The following is an 11,406-nucleotide window of genomic DNA, read 5'->3' on the forward strand; positions in this document are numbered from 1 at the left end:
GTGCACGGGTCGGTGGCCCACCTGCTGCACGCCGCGCTGCGGCACGCCCCCGGCGAGGACTGGGGGGCGCTCGCGCGGGCGTTGCGCGAGACCTGTACGGCGCCGACCGAGCGGGCCGCACTGGAGCGGCTGTCCCGGGCCGAGCGGGAGTGGGGGCCGGGCCACCGCGAGGTGTTCCGGGTCTGGCGGTCGGCCTGGCCGCTGCTGTCCCCCGGTTTCCGGTTCGGGCCCGAGGCGCGGCGCCTGCTGACGGGCGGGGGCGCGCTGGAGCGGTTGCACGCCCGGCTGCGCCGGATCGAGCAGGCCTCGGGCCGGGTGCAGGACGAGCGGGCCGCACTCAAGCGCGCCTACCTGGCGACCCTCGCCCTGGAGTCGCCGGCCGGAGCCGGACGGCCGTGGGTGGAGGACTGGCCCGCCGTCCGGGAGGACCTGCTCCGGGGCTCGGATCCCGGCGCGGCGGAGTGACCGCCTCCACCGTCCGCCGTCGCCGCTCCGCGCTGGTCCCCCACCACTGATCTGACAGAGCCAGGTGTGCTTTGGATCGCTTCTGTCTGCGTTTGACATCATCTGCCCGGGCTTCCGGTTCCCGCATTGCGTGTTCACGATCACAACCAGAGCTTCCAAGCCCGTTTGGGCCTTCGGCAGGATGCGGGGCAGAGCGAAGAGGGCAGACCGCCCTCCTCAGGAAGAGGATGTCGCGATGACCAACCCTGCCGTTCGCATCCACAAGATGCTCGGGATTCTCGCCGTTCTGCTGACCGCCGTGGTGGGCCTCCAACTCCAGCTCCACACCCAGCCGCACCCGGCCGCGGGCTTCGTCACCGCCGTCGCCGGGCCGCAGGCCGACTCCGGCTGGGGTCCGTGAGCCGAGGCTCCGGCCCGCTCCTCCGCTCCGTCTCTCCACCGTGCCGCCGCTCAGCCCCTGTCCCGCAGTGCTCCGAACAGAGAGGAACCCCGACCATGGCGAACCCGTTCGAGGACGCCGAGGCCAGCTACCTCGTCCTGGTGAACGACGAGGGGCAGCACTCGCTCTGGCCGGCCTTCAGCCCGGTGCCCGCCGGCTGGCAGCAGGTCTTCGGCACCGCCGGACGGCAGGACTGTCTCGACTACGTCGAGCGGAACTGGCAGGACCTGCGGCCGAAGAGCCTGATCGCGCACCTGGCCGAGAGCTGATCCCGGCCGCCGCGCACCGCCCGCCGGTCCGCCGGCACCACCGCGCTGCCGTCCCCCGGCCCTGAGCCGCGAGGCCGCTCACCCGGCCGTTCCCGCTCCGGCACGGAACGGCACGGCACGTCCCGGCGCAGCCCCACTCACCCGGAGCCCGCCGGCACCGGCACGCCACCGCACCACCCACGCCACCGCAGTGCCCACACCTCCGCAGCACCCCACGCCGCGCGGCCGCACCGTCACGCCGCCGGCGTCGTCCCGTGCCCCGCGTCTACGCGCGTGCATCGGCCGGCACCGTCGCGCCCCGCCGCCACCCGGCACCGTCGGCACCGTCCTGCCCGCACCACCCCGGCACCGGCACCACCGCACAGCACACCACCGCACCACGACCAGAACATCGCTCCGCCGACCACCGGGCCGACCGCCCCGAGGTCAACCCAGCCAGCCACTCCCGCCACCGCGGGGGCCAGCCGCACGAGGGAGAGAGTCACATGTCCGGGGTCCAGCAGACGCACAGAGCCGACCAGCGGCCGAATCCGGCCGAGGTGCTGTGCCGACTGTTCGCGGAGGTGCTCGGCCGCGAGTCGGTCGACCCCGCGGCGGACTTCCACCACCTGGGCGGTGACCGGGCCGCCGCCGAACGGCTGCTGGACCGCGTGCACGCCGGGTTCGGCGTCCGCCTGACGCCGTCCGCCCTGCTGGACGCGCCCTCCCCGACCGCCCTGGCCGCCCGCCTGGCCAGGGCGGGGACGGCCCGTCCCGACGCCCGTCCGACCCTCACCGAGCTGGTCGACGCCCAGGTCGCCCGCACCCCGGACGCCCCCGCGCTGTACGCCGAGGACACCACCCTCAGCTACGCCGATCTGGACGCCCGCGCCAACCGGCTGGCCCGGGTGCTCGCCGCCCGCGGCCTGGGCACCGAGGACGTCGTCGCGCTGGCCCTGCCCAAGTCCCCCGAGGCGGTCGCCGCGATCCTCGCCGTCGCCAAGACCGGCGCCGCCTGGCTGCCCGCCGACCCGGCCTACCCGGCCGAGCGGCTGCGCCACATGCTGACCGACTCCGGGGCCGACCTGGTGCTCACCACCGCCGAGGCCGCCGGGCAGCTGCCCGGGACCGGCACCCCCCGGCTGCTGCTGGACTCCGCCGAGCACCGCGCCGAGCTCGAAGCCCGCCCCGGCACGCCCTTCACCGCCGCCGAGCGGGTCCGGCCGGTGAGCGCCCTGAACACCGCGTACGTCATCTACACCTCCGGCTCCACCGGCCGGCCCAAGGGGGTGGCCGTCACCCACACCGGGCTGCCCGGCATGGTCGCCACCCAGGTCGCCGCGACCGGGGTCGGCCCCGGCAGCCGGGTGCTCCAGGCCTCCTCGCTCAGCTTCGACGTCTCGGTCTCCGACCTGTCCGTGGCGCTCACCACCGGCGCCGCGCTCGTCCTGCCGCGCGAGCAGAGCGAGCTGGTCGGCGAGCCGCTGGCCGCCCTGATCGACCGGTACGGCGTCACCCACGCCGACATCGCCACCGCGATGATCTCCACCCTGCCCGACCTGCCGATGCCCTCGCTGCGCACCCTGATCGGCGGTGGCGAGGCGGTCTCCCGCGAGCTGGCCGCCCGCTGCGGCCGCGGCCGGCTGATGCTCAACAGCTACGGGCCGACCGAGGCCACCGTCATCGTCAGCATGAGCGAGCCGCTCACCGGTGCCGAGCAGCCCCCGATCGGCCACCCCTGCCGGGACGTACGGATCCATGTGCTGGACGAGCGGCTGCGCCCGGTCGAACCGGGCACCGTCGGCGAGCTGTACGTGTCGGGACCGCATCTGGCGCGCGGCTACCTGGGCCGGCCCGGCCTGACCGCCGAGCGCTTCGTGGCCTGCCCGTTCGGCGAACCCGGGAGCCGGATGTACCGCACCGGCGACCTCGGCCGCCTCCGCCCGGACGGCCAACTGGACTTCCTCGGCCGGGCCGACGACCAGGTGAAGATCCGCGGCTTCCGGGTGGAGCCCGGCGAGATCGAGCAGACCCTCTCCGCCCACCCCGGGGTGCGCCAGGCCGTGGTGCTGGTGCGCGAGGACCGCCCGGGCGAGCGCCGGCTGGTCGGCTACACGGTGGGCGCCGCCGATCCGGCCGAGCTGCGGGCGCACTGCGCCGAGCGGCTGCCCGACCACATGGTGCCGACCGTCGTGGTGCTCGACCGGCTGCCGCTCACGCCCAACGGCAAGGTGGACAGGCGCGCCCTGCCCGTGCCGGCGTTCGGCACCGGAGAGGAGGGCGGCCGGGCCCCCGCCGGGGAGCGGGAGCACACCCTGGTCCGGCTGTTCGCCGAGGTGCTGGGCCTGCCCAGGGTCGGTGTCACGGACTCCTTCTTCGAGCTGGGCGGCGACTCCATCGTGGCCATCCAGCTGGTCTCCCGGGCCCGGCGGGCGGGCCTGCGGCTGACCCCGCGCGCGGTGTTCCTCGCCCCGACCGTCGAGGCGCTGGCACGGATCGCCCGTCCGCTGGAGGGGCCGGCGGCCGTCGAGCCCGCCGGGGCGGGCCTGGGCGAGGTGCCGCCGACGCCGATCGTGCACTGGCTGGCCGCCCAGCACGGCGCGGTGGAGAGCTTCTACCAGTCCACCCTGCTCACCCTGCCCGCCGGCACGCCCGGGGAGCACCTGACCGCCGCCGTCCAGGCACTGCTCGACCACCACGACCTGTTCCGCGCCCGCACCTCCCCGCTCGCCGAGCGTCCCTGGACGCTGCACGTGCCCAAGCCCGGCGCCGTCCCGGCCGCCGACGTGCTGACCGGGGTCGAGGGCCCGGCCACCGCCGAGGCGCTGCGCGCCGAAACCGCGGCCGCCCGCGAGCGCCTGTCGCCCGAGGACGGCCGGATGGTCCGGGCCGTACACTTCGACGCCGGTCCCGAACTTCCCTCGCGGCTGCTGCTGGTGATCCACCACCTGGTGGTGGACGGCGTCACCTGGCGCATCGTCGAGGAGGACCTGCTCGGCGCGCTCGCCGCCCTGCGCGAGGGCCGCGCCGTCGAGCTCGCGCCGGTGCCCACCTCCTTCCGCCGCTGGGCCCAGCGGCTCACCACCGAGGCCCGGAGCGGCCGCCGGGCCGCCGAACTCCCGCTCTGGGAGGCCGCGTTGGCCACCCCGGACCCGCTGCTCGGCGACCGCCCGCTGGACCCGGCGCGGGACACCTACGCCACCGAGGGCGTGCTGCGCCTCGTGCTGCCCGCCGGGACCACCGGGGCGCTGCTCACCAAGGTCACCGCCGCGTACCACGCCCAGGTCAACGACGTGCTGCTGACCGGCCTGGCGCTGGCCCTCGGCCACTGGCGCGGCCTGGAGACCACCGGCCCCGACGGCGCCGTGCTGGTCACTGTGGAGGGCCACGGCCGCGAGGAGGTCGTCGACGGCGTCGACCTGCACCGCACCGCGGGCTGGTTCACCTCCGTCCACCCCGTCCGGCTCGCCCCCGGGGCGCCGGCCTGGTCCGAGGTCACCGCGGCCGGCCCCGAGCTGGGCCGGGCCCTCGGCCGGGTGAAGGAGCAGCTGCGCGCCGTCCCGGACAACGGCATCGGCTTCGGCCTGCTGCGCCACCTCAACCCGGACACCGCCGGCGTCCTCGCCGGGTACGCCGACCCGCAGGTCGAGTTCAACTACCTGGGCCGCTTCGCGCCCGAGGGCGTCACCGCCGAGGACGTGCTCGCCGGCAGCGAGGCGATGACCGAGGGCGCCGCGACCGGCCTCGCGCTCGGCCGGGTGCTCGGCCTGGACGCCACCACCGTGGACACCCCGCAGGGCCCGCTGCTGGTCGCCCAGTGGTCGTACGCGGCCGGGCTGCTCTCCGAGGAGCGGGTGCGCGCCCTCGCCGAGGCCTGGTTCACCGCGCTGGGCGCGCTCGCCGAGCACGCCGAACGGCCGGACGCCGGCGGGCACACCCCCTCCGACTTCCCGCTGGCCGCCCTCACCCAGGGCGAGCTGGACGGGCTGGCCGCCCACCACGCCCCCGCCCGCCTGGCCGACGTCTGGCCGACCTCGCCGCTCCAGCAGGGCATGGCCTTCCACTCGGCGTACGACGCCGACGGCGCGGACGTCTACACCTCGGTCGTCACCTTCGACCTCACCGGCCCGCTGGACGCCGACCGGCTGCGCGCCGCCGCCGAGGCGCTGCTGGTACGCCAGCCGAACCTGCGGGCCGCGTTCCACCAGCGGCCCGACGGCCCTCCGGTGCAGGCCGTCCCGGACGGCGTCGACCTGCCCTTCACCGTCGTCGACCTGAGCACCCACGCCGACCCGGAGGCGGAGGCCGCCCGGACCGCCGCCGCCGAGTACGGCCGCCGCTTCGACCTCGCCCGGCCACCGCTGCTGCGCTACACCCTCCTCAGGCTCGCCCCCGGACGCCACCGGCTGATCGCCTCCGCGCACCACATCCTGCTGGACGGTTGGTCCACCCCGCTGTTCGCCGAGGAGCTGTGGGGCCTGTACTTCGAGCGGCCGATGGCCCCGGCGGCCCCGTACCGCGACTACCTGCACTGGCTCACCCGGCGCGACGGCACGGCCGCCCACGCCGCCTGGGCACAGGCGCTGGCCGGCGCCGACGAACCCACCCTGCTGGCCCCCGCCCGTTCCGCCGCCGCCCCGCAGCTGCCGCTGCGCCTGCACACCGGCCTCTCCCCGGAGACCACCGAGGCCCTCGCCCGCACCGCCCGCCGGTACGGCGTCACCCTCAACACCCTGGTCCAGGCGGCCTGGGGCGTGCTGCTGGCCCGGCTGACCGGGCGCGAGGACGTGCTGTTCGGCACCACCGTCTCCGGCCGGCCGCACGACCTGCCCGGCGTGGAGCGGATGATGGGCCTGCTGATCAACACCGTGCCGGTGCGGGTGCGCCTGGATTCGGCGGAGAGCTGGGGGCAGCTGCTGCTGCGCCTCCAGCACGAGCAGTCCGCCCTGCTGGACCACCAGCACCTCAGCCTCACCGAGATCCAGCAACTCGCCGGTATGGGCAGCCTGTTCGACACCGTCACGGTGTACGGCAACTACCCGGACCCGTCCGCCCTGGACGCCGCCGACCCGAGCGGCGCCACCCGTGTCACCCTGGTCGAGGACGTCGACAGCGCCCACTACCCGCTGGTGCTGGCCCTCACCCCCGGCGACGGCCTCCAGCTGCGCCTGGACCACCGGCCTGACGCCTTCACCGCCGACGAGGCCCGAGCCCTGCTGGACCGCTTCCTCGCCCTGCTCGACCGGATCGTCGCCGACCCGGCCGAACTCGTCGGCACCGTCGAGGTGTTGACAGCGGCCGAGCGCACCCGGCTGATCGGGTGGAGCGGCACCAGCGCGCCCCTGCCGGCCGGCTCGCTGCCCGGGCTGTTCGAGGCGCGGGCCGCCGAGACCCCGGACGCGCCCGCGCTCACCGCCGAGGACGCCGAGCTGACGTACGCCCGGCTCAACGCCCGCGCCAACGGGCTGGCGCTGCGGCTGGTCGAGGCCGGGGCCGGGACCGAGACGCCGGTCGCGCTGATGATCGACCGCTCGGCCGCCCAGGTGGTGGCGATCCTGGCCGTGCTCAAGGCCGGCGGCTGCTACGTACCGCTGGACGACGCCCAGCCCGCCGACCGGCTACGGACCGTCCTCGCGGACACCGGCGCCCGGCTGGTACTGGCCGACGCCGCGCACCGCGACCACCCCGCGCTGGCCGGGCTGACGGTGCTCGACCCGCACGCGGACGAGCACCCCGAGAACCTCGGACTGCCGCTGGACGCCGAGCAGTTGGCGTACGTGATGCACACCTCGGGATCGACCGGCAGACCCAAGGGCATCGCCGTCACCCACCGCTCCGTGGTGGACCTCGCGCTCGGCGGCACCTTCACCGGGGGCGGCCACGAGCGGCTGCCGGTGCACGCCCCCTCCGCCTTCGACGCCTCCACCTACGAGATCTGGACGCCGCTGCTCTCCGGCGGACAGCTGGTGATCGCCCCGGCCGGCCGGCTCGGGATCGCCGAGCTGGCGGCGGTGATCGGCCAGGAACGGACCACCTCCGCCTGGATCAGCGTCGGCCTCTTCAACGTGCTGGCCGCCGAGGCCCCGGAGACCTTCGCCGGACTCCAGGAGGTGTGGACCGGCGGCGACATCGCCTCGCCGGCCGCCATGCGGCGGGTGCTGGACAGCTGCCCCGGGCTGCGGCTGGTCAACGTCTACGGGCCGACCGAGACCACCACCTTCGCGACCCGCTTCCCGATGGCCTCCGCCGCCGAGGTGCCCGACGTGGTGCCGATCGGCCGCCCGCTGCCCAACACCCGGCTGTACGTGCTGGACGCCGGGCTGCGCCCGGTGCCGGCCGGCGTGGCCGGCGAGCTGTACATCGGCGGGTCCGGCCTGGCCCGCGGCTACGTCGGCCGCCCCGGCCTGACCGCCGAACGCTTCGTCGCCTGCCCGTTCGGCGAGAGCGGCGGCAGGATGTACCGCACCGGCGACGTGGTGCGCTGGACCCCCACCGGCGAAGTGGAGTTCGTCGGGCGGGCGGACGACCAGGTCAAGCTGCGCGGTTTCCGGATCGAACTCGGCGAGGTGGAGGCGGCGTTCAGCGCCCACCCGGCGGTCGGCCAGGTCTGCGCGGCGGTCCGCCAGGACCAGCCGGGCGACCGGCGCCTGGTCGCGTACGTCACCGGCGAGGTGCGGGCCGGCGAACTGCGCGCCTTCGTCACCGACCGGCTGCCCGGCTACATGCTGCCGGCCGCGATCGTCGTCCTCGACGCGCTGCCGGTGAACCCCAACGGCAAGGTGGACCGCAAGGCCCTGCCCGCGCCCGACTACCACGGCGCCGACGGCGGACGCGAGCCGCGCGACGCCACCGAGCGGGCCCTGTGCGCGCTGTTCGCCGAGGTCCTCGGGCTGGCCGGGACCGGCATCGACGACAACTTCTTCGACCGCGGCGGGCACTCGCTGCTCGCCACCCGGCTGATCAGCCGCATCCGGGCCGGGCTCGGCGCCGAACTGCCGATCCGCGCGCTCTTCGACAACCCGACGGTGGCCCTGCTGGCCGCCGCGCTGCCCGACTCCGCGGCGGCCCGCCCGCCCCTGCGCCGCGCCGAGCGGCCCGAGCGCGTACCGCTCTCCTCCGCCCAGCAACGCCTCTGGTTCATCGAGCAGTTCGAGGGGCCGAGCGCGCTCTACAACACCCCCGTCGCGGTCCGGCTGACCGGCGCCGTCGACGCCCCCGCCCTGGAGCGGGCCGTCCGGGACGTGGTGGAGCGGCACGAGGTGCTGCGCACCGTCTTCCCGACCACCGACGGGCAGCCGCGGCAACTGGTGGCCGAAGCAGGCGAGTTGGCTCTTCGGCAGGTCACGGTGGCCGACGAGGAGGAGCTGCGGACCGCGCTGCTCGCGGCCGGCGGGGAGCTCTTCGACCTCGCCCACGACCTGCCGGTGCGCGCCACCCTGATCTCGCTGCCGCACGACGAGCACGTCCTGCTGGTGCTGATGCACCACATCGCCGGCGACGGCTGGTCCGTCGCCCCGCTGTTCCGCGACCTCGCCGAGGCCTACCGGGCCCGATCCGCCGGCACCGCACCGCAGCGGGAACCGCTGCCGGTCCAGTACGCCGACTACACCCTCTGGCAGCGCGAACTGCTCGGCACCGACGAACGGCCCAGTGCCCTGCTGAGCGAGCAACTCGCCTACTGGCAGCAGACCCTGGCCGACGCCCCGGAGGAACTGGCGCTCCCGTACGACCGCGCCCGCCCGGCCGTGCCGGGGCACCGGGGCGGCCTGGTGGAGGTCACCGTCGACGCCGGACTGCACGGCGCGCTCACCGCGTTGGCGACGGCACGGAACGCCAGCCTGTTCATGGCCCTCCAGGCCGCGGTCGCCACCCTCTACACCCACCTCGGCGCCGGCACCGACCTCCCCCTGGGCACCCCCGTCGCCGGCCGCACCGACGAAGCCCTCGACGACCTCGTCGGCTTCTTCGTCAACACCCTCCCCCTGCGCACCGACACCAGCGGCGACCCCACCTTCCACCAACTCCTCGACCGGATCCGCCGCACCGACCTGGACGCCTACGACCACCAGGACATCCCCTTCGAACGCCTCGTCGAACACCTCAACCCCACCCGCACCCCCGCCCGCCACCCCCTCTTCCAGACCCTGGTCGCGCTGGAGAGCCGGGCCACGGTGCCCGCCGCGTTCGGCGACCTGGGCTGCGCGGAGCACCCCTTCGAACTGGACGTGGCCAAGTTCGACCTGTCGTTCCGCTTCACCGAGCAGGGCCCCGGGGCGGGCCTGACGGTGGCGGTCGAGTACGCCGTCGACCTCTTCGACCACGCCACCGCGACCGCCCTCGGCGAGCGGCTGCTGCGGGTCCTGCGCGCCGCCGCGGCCACCCCGGACGCGCCGATCGGCGCCATCGACATCCTCGGCCCGGCCGAGCGCGAGCAGCTGCTCACCGGCTGGAACGACACCGCCTCGCCCGTCCCGGACGCGACCCTCCCCGAGCTGTTCGAGGCCCAGGCCGCCGCCACCCCCGACGCACCCGCGGTGGTCTCCGAGGACGGCACCCTCAGCTACGCCGAACTGGACTCCAGGGCCGAGCACCTGGCCGCCCGCCTGGCCGCCGCCGGGGTCGGCGCCGAGGCGCCGGTGGTCCTGCTGATGGACCGCTCCGCCGACCTGCTCACCGCGATCCTCGCGGTGGCCAAGGCGGGCGGCTGCTACGTCCCGCTGGACGACCGGCACCCGGCCGAGCGGCTGCGGCGGATCACCGCCGACACCGGCGCGGCACTCGTCCTGGTCGACCCGGCGCACCGGAGCCACCTGCTGGCCACCGACGCCCCCTGCCCCGTCCTGCCGCTCACCGCGGGCTGGTCCGACGGTCCGCGCGAACGGCGCGCCCACCGCACCGCGCCGCACCCGGAGCAGCTCGCGTACGTGATGTTCACCTCCGGCTCCACCGGGGAGCCCAAGGGCATCGCGATCAGCCACCGGGACGTGGTGCAGCTCGCCACCGACCCGTGCTGGCGGCCCGACGAGGGCCTGCGGGTGCTGTTCCACGCGCCGCACGCCTTCGACGCCTCCACCTACGAGATCTGGGTGCCGCTGCTCTCCGGCGGCCAAGTGGTCGTGGCACCGCGGGGCGACCTGGACGCGGCCGCGATCCGCGAGCTGGTCCGGGTCCACGCGCTCACTCATGTGCACGTCACCGCCGGTCTGTTCCGGGTCATCGCGGAGGAGGACCCGGGCATCTTCGCCGGCGTGCGCGAGGTGCTGACCGGCGGTGACGTGGTCTCCGCCCCGGCCGTTCGCCGGGTGCTGGAGGCCGTCCCCGGCATCGCGGTGCGGGCCCTCTACGGGCCGACCGAGACCACCCTGTGCGCGACCCAGTACCCGATGCCGCTCGCCGCGGCGGTGCCGGACACGGTGCCGATCGGCCGCCCGCTCGCGAACACCAGGCTGTACGTGCTGGACGCCGGGCTGCGCCCGCTGCCGGCCGGCGTCGCGGGCGAGCTGTACATCGCCGGAGCCGGGCTGGCCCGCGGCTACGTCGGCCGCCCCGGCCTGACCGCCGAACGCTTCGTCGCCTGCCCGTTCGGCGAGAGCGGAAGCCGGATGTACCGCACCGGCGACCTCGCCCGCTGGACCGCCGACGGCGTGCTGGAGTTCCTCGGCCGCGCCGACGACCAGGTCAAGATCCGCGGCTTCCGGATCGAACTCGGCGAAGTGGAGGCCGCGTTCACCGCCCACGAGCAGGTCGGCCAGGCGCTCGCGGTGGTCCGCGAGGACCAGCCGGGCGACAAGCGCCTCGTGGTGTACGCCACCGGCAAGGCCACGCCCGGCGAACTGCGCGCCTTCGTCGCGGACCGCCTCGCCACCTACCTGCTCCCGGCCGCGGTGGTCGTCCTGGACGGCCTGCCGGTCACCGCCAACGGCAAGGTCGACCGCCGCGCCCTGCCCGCGCCCGAGTACACCGGGGCGCCCGAGGGCCGGGCCCCGCGCACCGAGCGCGAGCGGGAGCTCTGCGCCCTGTTCGCCGAGGTGCTGGGCGTGCCGGCGGTCAGCATCGACGACCGGTTCTTCGACCTCGGCGGCCACTCCCTGCTCGCCACCCGGCTGGTCAGCCGCATCCGCGCCACCCTCGGCGCGGAGTTGCCGATCCGCACGCTGTTCGACGCGCCCACGGTCGCGGCCCTCGCGGCCGTGCTGCCCGGCGGCGAGCGGGCGCCCGCGCCGAAGAAGGCCCGCCCGGCCCTGCGGCCGATGC

General features: G+C 75.8%; 4 protein-coding genes. All 4 read left to right on the plus strand.

Annotated features, from left to right (window positions below):
• Positions 1 to 465, plus strand: a 465-nt coding sequence (locus BU198_RS03370) for a transposase (protein WP_188295313.1), incomplete at its 5' end; no start/stop codon positions are given.
• 235 nt (positions 466 to 700) lie between these two features.
• On the plus strand, positions 701 to 865 hold the full coding sequence (locus tag BU198_RS03375; RefSeq protein WP_188295314.1) for a hypothetical protein: 165 nt from the start codon (positions 701 to 703) through the stop codon (positions 863 to 865).
• A 95-nt stretch (positions 866 to 960) separates the two neighbouring features.
• Complete coding sequence (locus BU198_RS03380) at positions 961 to 1,173, plus strand: MbtH family protein (RefSeq protein WP_188295315.1); 213 nt, start codon at positions 961 to 963, stop codon at positions 1,171 to 1,173.
• A gap of 485 nt (positions 1,174 to 1,658) precedes the next feature.
• Positions 1,659 to 11,406 (plus strand): non-ribosomal peptide synthetase (locus tag BU198_RS03385; RefSeq protein WP_188295316.1); only part of this gene is annotated, 9,748 nt, incomplete at its 3' end.

This window comes from Streptomyces sp. CBMA156 (genome assembly GCF_014596515.1).
Classification (GTDB): domain Bacteria; phylum Actinomycetota; class Actinomycetes; order Streptomycetales; family Streptomycetaceae; genus Kitasatospora.